This window comes from Streptomyces sp. NBC_01439 (assembly GCF_036227605.1).
In the GTDB taxonomy this organism is placed as follows: domain Bacteria; phylum Actinomycetota; class Actinomycetes; order Streptomycetales; family Streptomycetaceae; genus Streptomyces.
In genome coordinates this window covers 4,472,045-4,489,922 of sequence record NZ_CP109487.1, presented here as the reverse complement: position 1 = coordinate 4,489,922, position 17,878 = coordinate 4,472,045, and the positions used below count along the sequence as shown (strand labels likewise).

16 protein-coding genes and 1 pseudogene are annotated in these 17,878 nt (G+C 70.6%); 9 read left to right on the top strand and 8 right to left on the bottom strand.

Annotation, left to right across the window (positions count from 1 at the left end; all coding sequences use genetic code 11):
• Positions 1-63 precede the first annotated feature (63 nt).
• Together OG207_RS20030 and OG207_RS20025 are read left to right on the top strand one after the other, a co-directional pair.
• Positions 64-744: pseudogene (locus OG207_RS20030) on the top strand (DedA family protein); the annotation flags it as partial.
• Between the two features lie 158 nt (positions 745-902).
• Positions 903-1,466, top strand: a complete 564-nt coding sequence (locus OG207_RS20025) for a hypothetical protein (protein WP_329099848.1) — start codon at positions 903-905, stop codon at positions 1,464-1,466.
• Positions 1,467-1,484: 18 nt separating this feature from the next.
• On the opposite strand, the gene OG207_RS20020 is transcribed toward OG207_RS20025, so the two are convergent.
• Positions 1,485-3,125 carry a threonine/serine ThrE exporter family protein gene (locus tag OG207_RS20020; RefSeq protein ID WP_329099847.1) on the bottom strand — a complete coding sequence of 547 codons (1,641 nt, stop codon included), beginning with the start codon at positions 3,123-3,125 and terminating at the stop codon, positions 1,485-1,487.
• A 235-nt stretch (positions 3,126-3,360) separates the two neighbouring features.
• A complete protein-coding gene (locus tag OG207_RS20015) occupies positions 3,361-3,855 on the bottom strand; it encodes an inorganic diphosphatase (RefSeq protein WP_030756147.1) in 495 nt (164 codons plus the stop codon).
• Between the two features lie 133 nt (positions 3,856-3,988).
• Here OG207_RS20015 and dacB point away from each other — a divergent pair, with 133 nt between their 5' ends.
• The 6 genes from dacB (at position 3,989) to folE (ending at position 11,482) form a co-directional block, all read left to right on the top strand.
• Positions 3,989-5,467, top strand: coding sequence for a D-alanyl-D-alanine carboxypeptidase/D-alanyl-D-alanine endopeptidase (dacB, locus tag OG207_RS20010; RefSeq protein WP_402696763.1), 1,479 nt, complete (start codon positions 3,989-3,991; stop codon positions 5,465-5,467).
• Positions 5,468-5,505: 38 nt separating this feature from the next.
• Positions 5,506-6,648: a zinc-dependent metalloprotease gene (locus tag OG207_RS20005; RefSeq protein ID WP_329099845.1), complete on the top strand. Its 1,143-nt coding sequence runs from the start codon at positions 5,506-5,508 to the stop codon at positions 6,646-6,648.
• Positions 6,649-6,872: 224 nt separating this feature from the next.
• Entirely contained in the window at positions 6,873-7,910 is a 1,038-nt protein-coding gene (gene tilS, locus OG207_RS20000; protein ID WP_329099844.1) for a tRNA lysidine(34) synthetase TilS, read from the top strand.
• A gap of 65 nt (positions 7,911-7,975) precedes the next feature.
• Positions 7,976-8,536 (top strand): hypoxanthine phosphoribosyltransferase, encoded by a 561-nt coding sequence (gene hpt / locus OG207_RS19995; RefSeq protein WP_030228417.1) that lies wholly within the window; start codon positions 7,976-7,978, stop codon positions 8,534-8,536.
• Between the two features lie 204 nt (positions 8,537-8,740).
• Positions 8,741-10,768 (top strand): ATP-dependent zinc metalloprotease FtsH, encoded by a 2,028-nt coding sequence (gene ftsH, locus OG207_RS19990; protein WP_329099843.1) that lies wholly within the window; start codon positions 8,741-8,743, stop codon positions 10,766-10,768.
• 105 nt (positions 10,769-10,873) lie between these two features.
• Positions 10,874-11,482 carry a GTP cyclohydrolase I FolE gene (gene folE / locus OG207_RS19985; RefSeq protein WP_329099842.1) on the top strand — a complete coding sequence of 203 codons (609 nt, stop codon included), beginning with the start codon at positions 10,874-10,876 and terminating at the stop codon, positions 11,480-11,482.
• A gap of 42 nt (positions 11,483-11,524) precedes the next feature.
• On the opposite strand, the gene OG207_RS19980 is transcribed toward folE, so the two are convergent.
• From OG207_RS19980 to OG207_RS19955, 6 genes are all read right to left on the bottom strand, one after another.
• Positions 11,525-12,010: a DUF3180 domain-containing protein gene (locus tag OG207_RS19980; RefSeq protein WP_329099841.1), complete on the bottom strand. Its 486-nt coding sequence runs from the start codon at positions 12,008-12,010 to the stop codon at positions 11,525-11,527.
• Between the two features lie 52 nt (positions 12,011-12,062).
• A complete protein-coding gene (gene folK / locus OG207_RS19975) occupies positions 12,063-12,671 on the bottom strand; it encodes a 2-amino-4-hydroxy-6-hydroxymethyldihydropteridine diphosphokinase (protein ID WP_329099840.1) in 609 nt (202 codons plus the stop codon).
• On the bottom strand, positions 12,668-13,027 hold the full coding sequence (gene folB / locus OG207_RS19970) for a dihydroneopterin aldolase (RefSeq protein WP_030010912.1): 360 nt from the start codon (positions 13,025-13,027) through the stop codon (positions 12,668-12,670). The genes folK and folB overlap by 4 nt, the downstream gene beginning before the upstream one ends.
• A gap of 129 nt (positions 13,028-13,156) precedes the next feature.
• Positions 13,157-13,600, bottom strand: a complete 444-nt coding sequence (locus OG207_RS19965) for a nuclear transport factor 2 family protein (protein ID WP_266603374.1) — start codon at positions 13,598-13,600, stop codon at positions 13,157-13,159.
• Positions 13,601-13,625: 25 nt separating this feature from the next.
• The gene (folP, locus tag OG207_RS19960; RefSeq protein WP_329099839.1) at positions 13,626-14,498 is read right to left on the bottom strand and encodes a dihydropteroate synthase; all 873 of its coding nucleotides are present in this window, start codon (positions 14,496-14,498) and stop codon (positions 13,626-13,628) included.
• 202 nt (positions 14,499-14,700) lie between these two features.
• Positions 14,701-16,548 (bottom strand): phosphatidylglycerol lysyltransferase domain-containing protein, encoded by a 1,848-nt coding sequence (locus tag OG207_RS19955; RefSeq protein ID WP_329099838.1) that lies wholly within the window; start codon positions 16,546-16,548, stop codon positions 14,701-14,703.
• 151 nt (positions 16,549-16,699) lie between these two features.
• On the opposite strand from OG207_RS19955, the gene OG207_RS19950 reads away from it, so the two are divergent.
• Positions 16,700-17,809, top strand: coding sequence for an alpha/beta hydrolase (locus OG207_RS19950; RefSeq protein WP_329099837.1), 1,110 nt, complete (start codon positions 16,700-16,702; stop codon positions 17,807-17,809).
• Positions 17,810-17,878: the final 69 nt, after the last annotated feature.

Sequence of the window (17,878 nt, the reverse complement as noted above, 5' to 3'; positions counted from 1 at the left end):
GTTGATAATTGAAACCGCTCCTTCCGCAATACGCCCCCCTCGATCCAGGAGAGCCCGGAACCCGTGTATACGCTTGCGCTCGGCGGCCCTGAGTGGCTGTCCCCGGACTATCTGATCTCGCACTTCGGTCTGATCGGCATCCTGGTCATCGTCTTCGCGGAGTCGGGACTCTTCGCGTTCCTCCCGGGCGACTCCCTGCTGTTCACGGCGGGCCTGCTGGTCGCGGACGGGCAGTACATCAAGCAGCCGTTGTGGCTGGTCTGCACCCTGATCGTGGCGGCCGCGATCATCGGCGACCAGGTCGGCTACATGATCGGCAAGTTCTTCGGGCCGAAGATCTTCAACCGGCCGAAGTCCAAGCTCTTCAAGCGGGAGAACCTGGACAAGGCCCACGAGTTCATGGACAAGCACGGTCCGAAGGCCATCGTGCTCGCCCGCTTCGTGCCGATCATCCGCACCTTCGCCCCGATGGTCGCGGGCGCCGGCTCGATGAAGTACCGCACCTTCTTGACCTACAACATCATCGGCGGCATCGGCTGGGGAGCGGGCGTCACGATCGCCGGCTACTGGCTCGGCCAGATCGAGTTCATCAAGACGAACGTCGAGCCGATCCTGGTGGGCATCGTCCTGCTGTCGGTCATTCCGGTGGTCTTCGAGGTGCTGAAGGCCCGCAAGGAGAGCAAGGCGAACGCCGGCGCCGAGGCGCCCGAGGCCGTGGCCGACGGCTCCGTCCCGCAGGCCCCGGGCACGCGCGGCCGCCACGCCAAGCGCTGAGCGCCCGCCCACGGCGCCCTGCACGCCCGTAACGCCCCGGAAGGCCCACCAGAGGCCCCGGGGCGTACGTGTGCCCGTACAGGGGGCCCGCGTCCGTCCCGGGACCCCGCCTGCGGCATGGTGGGCGCATGACGCGATCTCTTGCCGCAGCGGGCCTGCGGGCCGTGGACGGGTGGGTCGAGCCCGAGGGGCTCATCCCGCCGTTCCTCACCGGCCAGGCGGCGAGCTGTCCGCCCTGGGAAGGCCGCGTCGAGGCGGTGCTGGACGTCACGGACCCGCTGCTGCACGAGAGGGCGAACGCCGACTGGTACCGCCTGGCGGTCGAAGGGGGGCTCTTCGCCGAGGCCGACCGCCGGTTCCTGCTCCCCCGCGCTTCCGCGGAGGGCGGCCTCGGCCGGTGGCGCTGCGTCGAGTTGCAGGACGACTGGGACATCATGGGCGAGGGCGCGGCCGGGCCGCTCGGCAGCGCGCCGTTGCGCCCCGAGTTCGTCATGCTGTCGCTCGACGGCAACGTGCTGTGCTTCGCCACGACGTGGCAACACTCGATCAGCACCTCGGTGCTGACGGCGCCGCATCGTTCGCGGGTCCTGCGCCGGTTCGCCGAATGGGTGGCCCAGGGGGCGATCGACCGGGCGAACGAGCCGCCGCTGAGCACGGCGGCGCGCCGCTGGCTCGATGCGTCTTCCGAGTGAGGTCCCCCGTCAGGGCGCTCAGAAGCCGCGGGTCCGCTTGGCCGCACGGCGCTTGGCGGCGCTCGCCGCCCCCGGGATGCGCATGAACAGCCGCGAGGCCTCCGACCCGAGGTTGACCCCGATCGCGATGGCCAGTGCGATGGCCGCGGCGTTCACCAGCGAGCCCAGGCCCTCGTTCAGCCGGTCCTCGGCGATCAGCAGCAGCCCGTAGTACACCGCCGAGCCGGGGAGCAGCGGGCCGATGGCGGCCGTCACGTACGGCAGGGCGGAGGCGAAGCGGTAGCGGGAGAAGAGCTGCCCGAAGAGGCCCACCAGCCCGGCGGCGATGGCCGTGGACGGTACGGGCGGGATGCCCCCCGCGTAGTGCAGGGCCCCGAAGGTGACCCAGGCGACCGCGCCGTTCAGCGTCACGATCCACACGGTGGAGCGTTCCTGCTGGAGCAGGATCGCGAAGGTGAACACCAGCACCATGGAGGCGGCGATCTGGATCAGCGGCCGCTGTTGGATCTGGAGGACCTCCTCCGGCCGCGGCGAGGCGTCGAACTGCAGCCCCACGTAGAGCACCACCAGTACGCCCATGATGATGCCGATGAAGAGGTACATGACCTCCAGCAGCCGGGCCGACGCGGTGATGTAGTAGCCGGTCAGGCCGTCCTGCACGGCCGCGACCACGGCCCGTCCCGGCAGCAGCGCGAACAGCCCACCGGTGATCACGGCGGAGGCCTTGACGTCGATCCCCGTCATGTTGAGCGCGACCCCGATGGCGGCCGGCGGCATCGCGGCGACCACGAACTGGTAGAACTCGGGCAGCCCGCGCCCGGCGCACAGCCAGGCCAGGCGGTCGCCGAGCATCGCGCCGATCGCAGCGGCGAAGAAGACGAGGATCCCGCCGCCGACGAGGGTGGAGGCCGCCCCGGCGAGCAGTCCGGCGGAGGCCGTGAGCATCCAGCCGGGGTACGGGTGCCGGTTGCGGCGGATCTCGGCGAGGCGCCGGTAGGCCTCCTCCAGCGTCACGTCGATCTCGTGGGCGCTGATGTCGTCCACGAGCCGGAACACGGCCGCGAGCCGGTTGTAGTCGGTGCCGCGGCGGCGCACGGTCCGGCTGGCCGAGACCGGGTCGCCCACCAGCGAGGGGTGGTGGCTGATCGACAGCATGGTGAAGGTGACGGTCGGCTCGCAGCGGTCCAGCCCGTACGAGCGGGCCACCGCGAACATCGCGGCCTCCACGTCCTCGGCGCCCTCGCCACCCGCGAGCAGCAGCTCGCCGATGCGCAGGGTCAGGTCGAGCACGCGGCCCACGGCGGGCCCGGTCTCGCTGTGCCGCTGCACGAGCTCCGGTACGGGCCGCACGTCGACCGGCATGCGCAGCATCGTGCGCATGCGGTCCTGCCAGGGCGATTCCTTCATCTGTGCGACGGGGAAGCCCTGGCCGGGGGTGTAGGCGAGCGGGGACTGCGCGGCCCGGTACGTGGCCGGGGTGGCGAAGGCCGACCCCTCGGGCTCGGGCTCCACCGGTTCGGCGCCCGCCGGACGGGCGAATTCCGAGGTGGGCTGGTCCTCCTCGGGAACGTCCGGCTCCATGCCGGGCGGCGGCGTGAAGGCGCTGTGCGCCTCGTCGGACTGGGGCTTCCTGTCCTCTGCCCCGTCGGCCTCCGCCACGCGTCCTCCAGTCCGTGATCACCCGGGGTATCAGTATGCGGAATCGTTTCCTCCCACCGCATACCCAACGCACTTCCGGCGCGGACCCGGCGGCCCCGCCGGCCCCAGCAGACCCGGCCGCGCCCGCCGCAGCGGCCCGCGAACGCGACGGCGGGCGGCATCCCCGTGGGATACCGCCCGCCATGTCACGAGGGGCGCGGAGCAGTGCCCCGGCCCGTTACCGCCGAGCGCGAGCTCAGTGGTGGCCGCCCTGCGCCTCCAGGCGCTTGAACGAGGCCTCGATCTCGGCCTCGGCCTCGGTGCGACCGACCCAGTTCGCGCCCTCGACCGACTTGCCCGGCTCCAGGTCCTTGTAGACCTCGAAGAAGTGCTGGATCTCCAGGCGGTCGAACTCGGACACGTGGTGGATGTCGCGCAGGTGCTCGACGCGCGGGTCGGAGGCCGGCACGCACAGCAGCTTGGCGTCGCCGCCCGCCTCGTCCGTCATGTTGAACATGCCGATGGCGCGGCACTTGATCAGGCAGCCCGGGAAGGTCGGCTCGTCAAGGATGACCAGCGCGTCCAGCGGGTCGCCGTCCTCGCCGAGGGTGTTCTCGACGAAGCCGTAGTCGGCCGGGTAGCTGGTCGAGGTGAAGAGGCGACGGTCCAGACGGATCCGGCCGGTCTCGTGGTCCACCTCGTACTTGTTCCGCGAACCCTTGGGGATCTCGATGGTGACGTCGAACTCCACGTCCTGCTCCTCCATGATCAGCTGCATTGCTTCGGGACTGCGTCGTTTCACCTGCGTGCGCGTCCGGTCCAGCCCTGCCGGGTGGGGTGCCATGCTCGCGGCAAGACGCAGTGGTTAAGTGTCCCTCACGCATATGTGTGATCGCGAAAGGGGCTGGTCCGAGGTGCCATTGGTCAAGACCTGGCAGCTCATCGCGGGGTCGGCCGTCGCCGGCCTCGCCCTGTCGGTGGCAGCGGTGGCCGCCGCCGGTCCTTGGGACTCCGGCCAGCGTAAGGCCGAGCGGGTCAGAGCCGCCTCCTGGGGCCGTACGGGTGGCGCAGATCACGGTGGAGGGCCCGATTCCGGCGCCCTGCCCGAGGCGGCGCCCAGCGCACCCGGAGTCCTCGGCGCGATCGGCCCCGGCGTCCCGAGCGCGCAGAGCGCCCCCGCCGCGCCCGCCGCCGCCGGAGGCCTGGCCGCCGCCCTCAAGCCGCTGCTCGCCGATCCCGCGCTCGGCACCGTCCGCACCGCGTCCGTCGTCGACACCGCCACCGGGCAGGTCCTCTACGAGTCCGGGGCGCGGGACGCGATGACCCCCGCCTCCACCGTCAAGATCGTCACCGCCGCGGCCGTGCTGGCCGCCCTCGGGCCCGAGCACCGGATCAGGACCACCGTCACGCCCGGCGCCGCCCCCGGACAGATCGTCCTGGTCGGCGGCGGCGACCCCTCGCTCAGCGCGAAGAAGAAGAACCCCGCCGGATCCGGCGGCAGCCTCGTCGCCCTCGCCGGCGACACCGCGCAGGCCCTCAAGGCCGCCGGCACCGACACCGTGACCCTCGGATACGACGACGGCCTCTACACCGGCCCCGCCCGCCACCCGATCGGCGCCAACCCCAACATCGCTCCGGTGACCGCCTTGACGGCCGACGAGGGCCGCCCCGACGACTCCACCTCCGGGCCCGTGGACCGCACCGGCGACCCCTCCGGGGACGCCGCCCGGGCCTTCCGCACCCTGCTGGCCGATCGCGGCATCAAGGTCACCGGCGAACCGGTCAGGGCCAAACCTGCCGCCGGTGTCCAGCCGCTGGCCGTCACCCTCTCCACCCCGGTCGCGGGGCTCGTCGAGCGGATGCTGACCAACAGCGACAACGACATCGCCGAGGCCCTCGCCCGGCAGACCGCCCTCGCCTCCGGCCGCCCGGCGAGCTTCGAGGGCGCCGAACGGGCCGTCACCGACCGGCTCACCGCCCTCGGCATCGACACCGCCGGCTCCCGCTTCGCCGACGGCAGCGGCCTGAACCGCGCCGACAAGATCAGCGCGGGCCTGCTGACCGCGCTCCTCACCAAGGCCGCCGACCCCCAGCGCCCCGAACTGCGGCCGGTCCTCACCGGACTGCCCGTCGCCGGATTCACCGGAACCCTCAAGGTCCGCAACTCCGGCAGTTCCCCGGCGGCCGGCCTGCTCCGCGCCAAGACCGGCACCCTGTCCGGGGTGAACTCCCTCTCCGGAACGGTCGTCGACCCCTCCGGCCGACTCCTCGCCTTCGCCTTCCTGACGGCGAACACTCCCGGCCCCGAGGGCGCGGAGAAAGCCCTCGACAAGCTGGCCGCGGCCGTCGCGACCGCTTCGTAGGGGGTCCGCCCGAGGGCCGGTCCACGTACGGTTGACGCATGACGAGCATCGGTGGTGCGGAGATGGTCGACTGGAACCTCGCGGTGGCGACCGCGACCCGACTGGTACGACCCGGCCCGGAGGTCACCCGGGACGAGGCGCGGGCCGTCGTGGCGGAGCTGCGGCGGCACGCCAGGACCTCGGAACGGCACGTGCGCGAGTTCACCCGGATGATCCCCGAGGGGTCGGCCGTCCCCGACACGCCCGTCCTGGTCGTCGACCGGGCCGGCTGGGTCAAGGCCAACGTCGCCGGCTTCCGGGAGCTGCTCCAGCCGCTCCTCGGCAAGATGCAGGACCGCCGCGCGGGCGCCTCGGGCGGAGCCGTCCTCGGAGCCGTCGGCGGCAAGGTCACCGGCGTCGAGCTGGGCATGCTGCTGAGCTTCCTGGCCTCCCGGGTCCTGGGCCAGTACGAGACCTTCGCGCCCGTCTCCCGGGACCTGCCCGCCTCCGCCGCCGGCGGCCGGCTGCTGCTCGTCGCGCCCAACATCGTGCACGTCGAGCGCGAGCTGGAGGTGCACCCGCACGACTTCCGGCTGTGGGTCTGCCTGCACGAGGAGACGCACCGTACACAGTTCACGGCCGTCCCGTGGTTGCGCGAGCACCTCGAAGGCGAAATCCAGACGTTCCTCGGAGCGACCGAAGTGGACCCGTCCACCGTGCTGGAGCGCATCCGCGAGGCCGCCCAGTCCTTCGCGGGCGCCCGCCCCGACGCCGAGCGCGGCGACGAGGGACGCTCCCTCGTGGAGCTCGTGCAGACCCCCGAGCAGCGCGAGATCCTGAGCCGGCTCACCGCCGTCATGTCCCTGCTGGAGGGCCACGCCGACTTCGTGATGGACGGGGTCGGCCCCCAGGTGGTGCCCTCGGTCGCCGAGATCCGGGAGAAGTTCCAGCAGCGCAGGGCCAGCGGGGCCGGCCGCCTCGACGCCGCCCTGCGCAAGCTGCTGGGCCTCGACGCCAAGCTGCGCCAGTACCGCGACGGCGAGCGCTTCGTACGCGCCGTCGTCGGCCAGGTCGGCATGGACGGCTTCAACCGGGTGTGGACCTCCCCGAACACACTGCCGACCAAGGCCGAGATCGCCCGGCCCGCCGACTGGGTCGCGCGGGTCCACCGCAAGGGGAGCGAACCGAGCGAAGCGGAGTGACACAGGGGGCGTAAACATGTCTCACTGGGGGAAGCAGCGTCACCCGTCCGAGGGACCGTGGGGCGTTGAAGGGCGTGCGATGCTCGGGGAACGGCTCGGCTCTGTCACCATCGACGCACTCTGAGTGACATCCTCCCGTTCCGCGGGGGCAGCCGGGCAGCAGCACCCCAGCACACCACCCCAACGCCTCCGAGGCATCCGAACTCCATCGAAGGGCACCGGACATGGGTCCCCATCCTGCGGTCGCGGCGATACGCCTGGCGGTCCGCCGCGTACTCCACGACGTCCTCACCGACCACACCGGCAATTCCGCCGGCCCCCACCGCGCCGGGGGCACCCTGCCGCTCGTCCTCGTCGCCTGCTCCGGCGGGGCCGACTCCATGGCGCTCGCCTCCGCCCTCGCCTTCGAGGCCCCCAAGCTCGGCATCCGGGCCGGCGGCATCACCGTCGACCACGGACTGCAGCCCGGCTCCGACCTGCGCGCCGCCGAGGTCGTCACCCGGATGACCGCGCTCCGCCTCGACCCGGTGGAGTCCGTCGCCGTGCGCGTCGGCCGCGACGGCGGGCCCGAGGCCGCCGCCCGCGACGCCCGCTACGGGGCCCTGGACGAAGCCGCGGACCGCCTCGGCGCCGCCGCCGTGCTGCTCGGCCACACCCGGGACGATCAAGCCGAAACCGTCCTGCTGGGCCTGGCCCGCGGCTCCGGCATCCGTTCGCTCTCCGGCATGCCGGAGGTCTCCGGCGGCAGCGCGGGCCGCACGAACCGCTACCGCCGCCCCTTCCTCCAGGTCGACCGGCAGACCGCCCGCAAGGCCTGCATGGTCCAGTCCCTCCCCGTCTGGGACGACCCGCACAACATCGACCCCGCCTACACCCGCTCCCGACTGCGCCACGAGGGACTGCCCGCCCTGGAGAAGGCGCTCGGCAAGGGGGTCGTCGAGGCGCTCGCCCGCACCGCGCAGCTCTCCCGGGACGACGCCGACGCCCTGGACGCCTGGGCCGCCGAGGCGGAGACCGGCGTGCGCGACGCGGACGGCCGCCTGGAGTGCGCCAAGCTCTACGCCCTGCCCCCGGCCGTCCGCCGCCGCGTGCTGCGCAGGGCCGTCGTCGCGGCGGGTTCTCCCGCGGGCTCCCTCTTCGCCCGCCACATCGAAGAAGTCGACCGTCTCATCACCGGATGGCGGGGTCAGGGCGCCATCAACCTGCCCGGCCGGGTCGAGGCCCAGCGGCAGGGTGGCAGACTTGTCATCCGGCAGGGCTGATTGGTGCTGAAACACGGCTGAGTCCTCCGGGGTCGCCCCCGGAGCCCCGGCCGACAACGAAAGTGATGCGGGTGGACGAGAAGGACATGGGCAGCGACCTCCAGTCGGTGCTCATCACCAAGGAAGAGATCGACGCGAAGCTGGCCGAGCTGGCCGCGAAGATCGACGCGGAGTACGCGGGCAAGGACCTGCTCATCGTCGGTGTGCTCAAGGGCGCCGTGATGGTGATGGCGGACCTGGCGCGCGCCTTGTCCACCCCGCTCACCATGGACTGGATGGCGGTGTCGTCCTACGGCGCCGGGACCCAGTCCTCCGGCGTGGTGCGGATCCTCAAGGACCTGGACACCGACATCAAGGACAAGCACGTCCTGATCGTCGAGGACATCATCGACTCGGGCCTGACGCTGTCCTGGCTGCTGTCGAACCTGGGCTCCCGCCAGCCGGCCTCCCTGGAGGTCGTCACGCTGCTGCGCAAGCCCGAGGCCGCCAAGGTCGCGATCGACGTGAAGTGGGTCGGCTTCGACATCCCCAACGAGTTCGTCGTGGGCTACGGCCTGGACTACGCGGAGAAGTACCGCAACCTGCCGTTCGTCGGCACGCTCGCCCCGCACGTCTACGGCGGCTGATCACCGCTCCCGCCCCCGGGAACCCCGCCGGTCCGCGGGGAACCTGGGGGCGTTTCCCTCCGTTGAAGCAGGGGAAAGCGGGTCTGTCAGCCGTCCCACAGGGCCGCGGGTGACAATTCAGGGGTACATTCCGAAGAACAGTCTTTACTCACAGCAGCATTTACCTACGGGCAGGAGGGACGGGACGCCTGGCGTCCCGTATGGATGGACGTGAAGCGATACTTCCGTGGGCCGGTCATGTGGATCGTGCTGGCCGTCCTCGCCGTGGTCGTGTTGATGAATGTCGTCGGCTCCGGCGGCGGCTACAAGTCGGTGGACACCAGCGAGGTCATCAAGGCGATCAACACTGGCCAGGTGGAGACAGCCAAGCTGACCACCGGCGACAGCCAGATGATCAAGATCGAGCTCAAGCAAGGCGAGAAGCTCGGCAAGCACGACGGCACCAAGTTCCAGGCCAACTACATCGGGGATCAGGGCGTCCAGCTCGCCCAGAGCCTCCAGACCAAGTACGACGCCGGTCAGATCCCGGACGGGTACTCCGTCACTCCGGACAAGACCAGCCCGTTCCTGAGCGTGCTGCTCTCGTTCCTGCCCTTCGTGCTCATCGTCGTTGTCTTCCTGTTCCTGATGAACCAGATGCAGGGTGGCGGCTCCCGGGTCATGAACTTCGGGAAGTCCAAGGCCAAGCTCATCACCAAGGACACCCCGAAGACCACGTTCGCCGATGTCGCGGGCTCGGACGAGGCCGTCGAGGAACTCCACGAGATCAAGGAGTTCCTGCAGGAGCCGGCGAAGTTCCAGGCCGTCGGCGCCAAGATCCCCAAGGGCGTGCTGCTGTACGGCCCGCCCGGCACCGGCAAGACCCTGCTCGCGCGTGCCGTCGCGGGCGAGGCCGGTGTCCCCTTCTACTCGATCTCCGGATCCGACTTCGTCGAGATGTTCGTCGGTGTCGGTGCCTCGCGCGTCCGCGACCTGTTCGAGCAGGCCAAGGCCAACGCACCGGCGATCGTCTTCGTCGACGAGATCGACGCCGTCGGCCGGCACCGCGGTGCGGGTCTCGGCGGCGGTCACGACGAGCGCGAGCAGACCCTCAACCAGCTGCTGGTCGAGATGGACGGCTTCGACGTGAAGGGCGGCGTCATCCTGATCGCCGCCACGAACCGCCCGGACATCCTCGACCCGGCGCTGCTGCGCCCGGGCCGCTTCGACCGGCAGATCGCGGTCGACCGTCCGGACATGCAGGGCCGTCTGGAGATCCTCAAGGTCCACCAGAAGGGCAAGCCGGTCGCCCCGGACGTCGACCTGGGCGCCGTCGCCCGCCGCACGCCCGGCTTCACCGGTGCCGATCTCTCCAACGTCCTGAACGAGGCCGCGCTGCTCACGGCCCGCTCGGACAAGAAGCTGATCGACAACCACTCGCTGGACGAGGCGATCGACCGCGTCGTGGCGGGCCCGCAGAAGCGGACCCGGATCATGTCGGACCGGGAAAAGAAGATCACCGCGTACCACGAGGGCGGTCACGCCCTGGTCGCGGCGGCCTCCCCGAACTCCGACCCGGTCCACAAGATCACGATCCTGTCCCGCGGTCGGGCCCTGGGTTACACCATGGTCCTGCCCGACGAGGACAAGTACTCCACCACGCGCAACGAGATGCTCGACCAGCTGGCGTACATGCTGGGCGGCCGCGCGGCGGAGGAGCTGGTCTTCCACGACCCGACCACCGGCGCGGCGAACGACATCGAGAAGGCCACCGCCACGGCGCGGGCCATGGTCACGCAGTACGGCATGACCGAGCGTCTCGGTGCGATCAAGTTCGGTGGCGACAACACCGAGCCGTTCCTGGGTCGCGAGATGTCGCACCCGCGGGACTACTCGGAAGAGGTCGCGGCGCTGGTCGACGAAGAGGTCAAGAAGCTCATCGAGACCGCGCACAACGAGGCCTGGGAGATCCTGGTCGAGAACCGCGACGTCCTCGACAACCTGGTCCTCGCGCTGCTGGAGAAGGAGACGCTGGGCAAGGAGGAGATCGCCGAGATCTTCTCGACCATCGTCAAGCGTCCGGCCCGCCCCGCGTGGACCGGCTCCGCCCGCCGCACCCCCTCCACCCGTCCGCCGGTGCTCTCTCCCAAGGAGCTCCAGCTGACGAACTCGGCGAACGGCACGTCGGCCAGTGTCGCGCCGGTCTCCACGGAGAAGGGCATCGAGGTGGCTCCCGAGGACCGCCCCGAGTAACCGGCGGCTCGCCCCACCCGGAATGGAAGCCGCGCCCCCCAGGTTCTAGCCTGGGGGGCGCGGCACATTTGTACGACCGCGTGTGCGGACAGGAACGAGGATGAGATGACCGACCCAGTGACCCTGACCGGTGACGAGGGCAGGATCGGCGAGTTCGACGAGAAGCGCGCGGAGGCGGCGATCCGCGAGCTCCTGATCGCGGTCGGCGAGGACCCGGACCGAGAGGGCCTGCTGGAGACCCCGGCGCGCGTGGCGCGCTCGTACCGGGAGATATTCGCCGGGCTGTACCAGAAGCCCGAAGAGGTCCTGACGACGACGTTCGACCTGGGCCACGACGAGATGGTCCTCGTGAAGGACATCGAAGTCATGAGTTCATGTGAACATCATCTGGTTCCGTTCCACGGCGTGGCGCACGTCGGCTACATCCCGTCCACCGACGGCAAGATCACCGGCCTGTCGAAGCTGGCCCGCCTCGTGGACGTGTTCGCCCGCCGTCCCCAGGTTCAGGAGCGCCTGACCACGCAGATCGCGGACTCCCTGATGGAGATCCTGGATCCGCGCGGGGTCATCGTGGTCATCGAGTGCGAGCACATGTGCATGACCATGCGCGGGGTCCGCAAGCCCGGCGCGAAGACCATCACCTCGGCGGTCCGCGGCCAGCTCCGCGACTCCGCCACCCGCAACGAGGCCATGTCCCTGATCATGGCCCGCTGAGCCGGAACCCGGTCGGCCCCGGCCCGGGGCCGACCGGGTGGCCTAGGCCTTGGCCGGGGCCTTGCCCGGGTCCTCGTCCTCCGGGAGTTTGAGGACGTGCTCCAGGAAGAGCGCGGCGGCGATAACCGCGATGCCCGCCAGGACCGAGAAGCCGGCGTACCAGGCCTGGTCGCGGCGGGCGGGGACGTCGAGGGCGTCGGTCAGCAGGAAGACGCCCACACCGCCGTACATGCCCGCCACCAGCGCGGCCACCAGTGCACTGGCCTGTCCGAACACCACCGCGCGGGCCGCCATCAGCGGCTCCACGCCCTTGGCGCCCGGGCGCCGCTCGCGCTGGGCCTTGAGGCGGGCGCGCATGGACAGGGCCGTGGCCAGCAGTACCGCAGCGATGGCGCCCAGGACGATCGGCGCGGCCAGCGGAACGCCCGGCAGGGTGCCGTAGGCGTTCCACAGGCGCGCGCCCGCCCAGGACAGGACGCCGGCGACCACGAAAATGCCCGCCAGGACCGCCGGCCTCAGTTGCTTCAATTGCCCGTTCCCCACTTCTTGCAGCGAGTAGCCGTGAACAGGCTACTAACGACTACTCGGGGAGGTGGAGTTCCAGGTCGGGGCGCGGCTCCACGCCGACCAGGCCGATTTCGGCCAGCAGCGCCGTGACCGGGCCGCGGCCCGGGATCTGGGCCTCCGGGTCGATGTCGTGCCAAGGGGCCAGTACGAAGGCGCGCTGGTGGGCGCGCGGGTGCGGGAGGGTGAGGACCGGGTCGTCGGAGACCCGGTCGGCGTACGCGACGATGTCCACGTCGATCGTGCGCGGCCCCCAGCGCTCCTCGCGGACGCGGTCGAAGGCCTCCTCGACGGCGTGCGCGCGCTCCAGGAGCGAGGACGGCGGCAGGGTGGTCTTCACGGCGACGACCGCGTTGAGGTACGAGGGCTGCGAGCCGGGTTCGACGCCCCACGGCTCGGTCTCGTAGACGGGGGAGACGGCCTTGACCCGCATGCCGGGAGTGTCACCGAGGGCGTCGATGGCACCCTGCAGGGTCTCCAGCCGGTTGCCGAGGTTCGCGCCGAGCGCGATCACGGCCCATTTGGGGTTCGACAGGGTCACGTCCGCCGCGTCGACCGCCTCCACGACGGAGGCGGGGACCGGCTGGACGGTGGGGTCGCTCGGGGCGTTCAGTCCGTTGTTCATGCGCGGCTCCGGGTGATCGTGATGGTCACGTCGTCGAAGGGGACGGTGATGGGCGCGTCCGGCTTGTGGACGACGACCTCCACCTGCGCCACCGCTTCGTGCTTGAGGCACTGCTGGGCGATTCGCTCGGCCAGGGTTTCGATCAGGTCGACGGGTTCGCCCTGGACGACGTCGACGACCTCTTCGGCTACTACCCCGTAATGCACGGTCTTTGCCAGGTCGTCCCCGGCCGCGGCGGGACGGGTGTCGAGGTGCAGCACCAGGTCGACGATGAAGGTCTGGCCTTCCTCGCGTTCCCGGGGGAAGACGCCGTGGTGCCCGCGAGCCTTGAGGCCGCGCAGCGCGACACGATCCACGCGAATCACTCCTGCTTTCGTAGGTGCTTCCGGTCCCGGGGCTCCCCGGGGCCATGGCTGCGCCGAGTGCGGTCGGCGTCGTCCGTCTTCGAATTTACCTGCGAAATAGTCCGGCTCCCGCCGAAGGGGTCAGGAGGCGTCCTCCTCCTCGTCCTCGTCGGACTCGGTGAGGACGGGAGAACCGTGGTGGGACCAGAGCCGCCAGCCCTCGGATGTGCGTCGGAACACATTCGTCGCGACGACCAGCTGACCGACGAGCGGGCCGAGTTCTCCGCCGTCCTCGGCGGGGCCGCCGCTGAGGATGTTCTCCGTACACGTCACCAGGGCGGTATCACCTATTACGGCCACTTTGGTGTCGGTGAGGAAGAACTGGATGTAGTCGGTGTGCGACATGATGAGCGCGTACGAGCGCAGGACCTCGCCGCGGCCCGAGAGCACCGGCCAGCCGGGATGGACGCAGGAGATCTCGTCCTCCAGCCAGAGCGCCGACAGTGAGTCGAAGTCCCCCCGCTCCATTGCCTCGTAGAAGGCCGTGTTGACCTCTTCGACCGCCTCGATGTCGGTTCTGCTCACGGTGCTCCTTGTCGGTGGGTACGGATCAGAGTGCGCCTTCCACGGCACGGGCCACTCGAACCGCGTCCGCGGTCGCCCGTACCTCGTGCACCCGTACGGCCCAGGCGCCCTGGTGGGCGGCGATCGCGGAGACGGCGGCCGTGGCGGCGTCGCGCTCGCGGGCGGGCGGCGGGGTGATGTCGGCCCCGCCGGCCAGGACCCGGCCGAGGAAACGCTTCCTCGACGCGGCGACCAGCAGCGGGAAGCCCAGCGCGCGCAGCTCGGGCAGGTGGGCGACGAGGGCCAGGTCGTGCTCGGCGTTCTTGGCGAAGCCGAGGCCGGGGTCGACGAGGAGCCGCTCGGGGGCTATCCCGCCGGCCACGACCGCGTCGATCCGGGTCCGCAGCTCGGCGGTGACCTCGGCGACCACGTCGTCGTAGACGGCGAGGCTGTTCATGTCGGCGCTGAAGCCGCGCCAGTGCATCACGACGAAGGGCACCTCGGCGGCGGCGACGGCCGGGATCATCCCGGGGTCGGCCAGGCCGCCGCTGACGTCGTTGACCAGGGTCGCGCCGGCCTCGACGGCCCGGGCGGCGACGGCCGCGCGCATGGTGTCCACGGAGACGGTGACGCCCTCGGAGGCGAGGCCCCGGACCACGGGGACGACCCGGCGCAGCTCCTCTTCCTCGTCGACGCGGGAGGCGCCGGGCCGGGTGGACTCGCCGCCGACGTCGACGAGGTCGGCGCCGTGCTCGACGAGGTCGAGGCCGCGCTTGACCGCGGCGGTGGTGTCGAACCACCGGCCGCCGTCGGAGAAGGAGTCGGGGGTGACGTTGACGACGCCCATGACCGCGCAACGGTCCCAGTCCGGCAGACCTGCGACCCGGCCCCTGCCGGTGGCTCCGCGCTTCGTGTTCATAGGTCCAAGGGTAGGGCTGACCTGGATACGACAGGGCCCCGGCGCCCTTGCTCCGCCGGGCGGTGCGAGGGCGCCGGGGCCCTGTCCGGCGTTCGGGGCTGCGTCGGGTTCTCCCGGCTCCTGCCGGGTTCTCCGTCCGGACCGGCCTGCGGCCCGGTTCTGAAGCCCGGGCTTCAGAACCGGGCCGCAGGTCCGGCGCGGGCTACGCGGCCTGGACCTCGCGCTCCTGCTGCTTGGGCACGGTCGTCATGTGGTTGTGCGTGCAGGTGCGCACCGGCTTGGGGCGGCGGCGGCTGGCGAACAGCCGGGGCAGGGCCACCGTGACGAAGCCCTCGGCCTGCATCACGGCGAAGCCGATGCGGGGCAGGTCGCGGCTGTTGCGGTAGACCATGAAGCGCGGCTCCCAGCGGGGGCGGAACTTCTCGTTGAACTTGTAGAGCGACTCGATCTGGAACCAGCGGGAGAGGAAGACCAGCAGGCCGCGCCACATCCGCAGGACCGGGCCGGCGCCGATCTTCTCGCCGCGGGCGAGGGCAGCGCGGAACATCGCGAAGTTCAGCGAGACCTTCTCGATCTTCAGGTCGGGGGCGGCCTGGAGGGAGGCGACGATCAGCAGCTCGTTCATGCCGGGGTCGGCGGCGCGGTCGCGGCGCATCAGCTCCAGCGACATGCCGTCCTTGCCCCACGGGACGAAGTGCAGGACGGCCTTCAGGTCGCCGTACGGGCTGGTGTCGCCCTCCTCGATGCGGTGCGCGGTGGCGATGAAGCAGTCGCCGTCGCCCTCCTCGCCGACCCGGCCCAGGGCCATCGAGAAGCCGCGCTCGGTGTCGGTGCCGCGCCAGGCCTCGGCCGCGCCGCGGACCCGCTCCAGCTCCTCGTCGGTCAGCTCGCTGACCCGGCGGACCTGGGTGGTGTAGCCGTTGCGCTCGATGCGCTTCACCATCTGGCGGACATTGCGCATGGGACGGCCCGCGAGGGAGAAGTCTTTGACATCGACAATCGCCTCGTCACCCAGCTCCAGGGCGTCCAGACCGGTCTCGCGGGTCCAGACCTCGCCGCCGGTCTCGCTGCAGCCCACGACGGCCGGGGTCCAGGAGTGGGCCTTGGCCTCCTCCATGAACCGCTCGATCGCGCCGGGCCAGGCCTCGACGTCGCCGATGGGGTCGCCGGAGGCCAGCATCACGCCGGAGACGACGCGGTAGGTGACGGCGGCCTTGCCGCTGGGGGAGAAGACGACGGCCTTGTCGCGGCGGAGCGCGAAGTGGCCGAGCGAGTCGCGGCCGCCGTGCTTGGCGAGCAGTTCGCGCAGCTTGCCCTCGTCGTCGGCGGTGAGTCGGGCGGCCGGGTGCTCGGGGCGGAAGGCCAGGTAGATGGTGGTGAGGGCGGTCAGCATGCCGAGGGCCCCGAGGGAGTATCCGACGGTCCAGGACACCTGGCCCGCGTAGTCGACGGGGCCCTCGAAGCCGAAGAGGCCGTAGACGACGTGCGTGATCTGCTCGTACAGGCTCGGGTTGCCGACGACCCGGTTCGGGTGGACGTTCACGATGAGCAGGCCGAGGCCGATGGATCCGGCGCTCATCAGTACGAAGTTGGCGAGGGCCTTCCAGCGGCTGCGCGGGTCGGGCAGCGCCTTGAACTCGCTCTGGTGGCGCAGCAGCAGCGCGAAGAGCACCGCTGCGATGACCACGCCGGGGATCGAGTGCCGGTAGAGGAACTGCGCCGCGGCACCGGCCGGCAGCAGTACGACCGCCGCCCGCCAGGCCCGGCGCTTGCGGCGCTTGAGGCCGTGCGCGAGCAGCAGGAGCAGTACGCCCGCGCTGATGGCGAGGGCCGCTGCGAAGGGGCCGAACACCGGCAGCACCTCGGCGAGCGCGTGGATCCGGCTGTGCCGGAACCGCGGGAACACCCCTGCTGCGATGTCCAGAAGGCCGACGATCATGACGGCCGTACCTACCAGGCCGGGCACCGACTCCGGCTGTGGGCCTCGGAGGATTCGGCGGACCCTGCTCGGAACCTGTCCCGACTTATCGCCATCTATCCTGCTAGACATCGCTTCCCGTTGCTCCGCGAGAGATCATGTGGTCGAAGGCCGCGACAGCCTCCGGTGTGTGGTGCGTCCCTTAGGACGACATCGACGAGGAGCGGGTTCACTCTTTCGTCGGAAAAAACGGTCCTGTTACAAGAAAGTCGACTGACTGCTCATGGGTCTCACCAGTAATACGGTTCTGGCGTTGGCCATCTTCGCCGGTGTGCTGCTCTTCGCGGCCACGGTGTGGTTCTGGCCGAAGCTCTCGGGCCGCACCTGGCGCGCGTTCGCCGGCCGCATCGGACTGCTGCTCGCGACCCAGCTGGCGCTGTTCTCGGCTGTGGGGCTGGCGGCCAACAAGTCGTTCCTCTTCTACGGTTCCTGGGCAGACCTGTTCGGCCAGGAGACGTCCATGGGCAAGGTCGTCGACCACTCGATGAGCAGCAAGGACATCAAGGTCGTCGACAAGCAGAAGCTGGACGTACCCGGTGGTGCCAAGCCCCAGGTCGGCGGTCAGATCCTGAAGGTTGCCATATCCGGGCAGAAGTCGAAGATAACGAGCCCCGGCTACGTGTGGCTGCCGCCGGAGTACTTCCAGCCCCAGCACAAGGACGAGAACTTCCCGGCGTCCGTCGTCCTGACGGGCTACCCGGGCACCGCCGAGAACCTGATCAAGGGGCTCGACTACCCGATGAAGGCCTTCAGCCTCTCCAAGTCGGGCAAGATGAAGCCGATGATCCTGGTCATGCTGCGCCCGACGGTGGCGCCGCCGCGGGACACCGAGTGCGTCGACATCCCCGGTGGCCCGCAGACCGAGACCTTCTTCGGGGTGGACCTCCCGCAGGCCATCCAGGACACCTTCCGGGTCGGCAAGAAGCCCCAGAACATGGGCTTCATCGGCAATTCCACGGGCGGTTACTGCGCCCTGAAGATCGCCGCGCACTACCCGCAGACCTTCGGTGCCGCCGCGGCCCTGTCCGCGTACTACGACGCTCCGGACGACCCGACGACCGGTGACCTGTTCCACGGCGACGCGAAGCTGAAGAAGCGCGCGGACGTCCTGCACGTCATGGAGAACAAGAAGCCGACCGGTACGTCCTTCCTCGTCACCAGCAGCGAGAAGGGCGAGCCGAACCTCGCCGACACCAAGAAGTTCATCAAGAAGGTGCAGGGCCCGGACCGGGTCTCCTCCATCATCCTCGACAGCGGTGGCCACAACTTCAACACGTGGCGACGTGAGATCCCGCCGATGCTGACGTGGATGAGCGGCCGCATCCAGGCCTGACCCGCCGCGTGCCGAACACCCGGCACCCCGACCGTCCGACACCCGTGACCGGCCTCCCGAGGCCGGTCA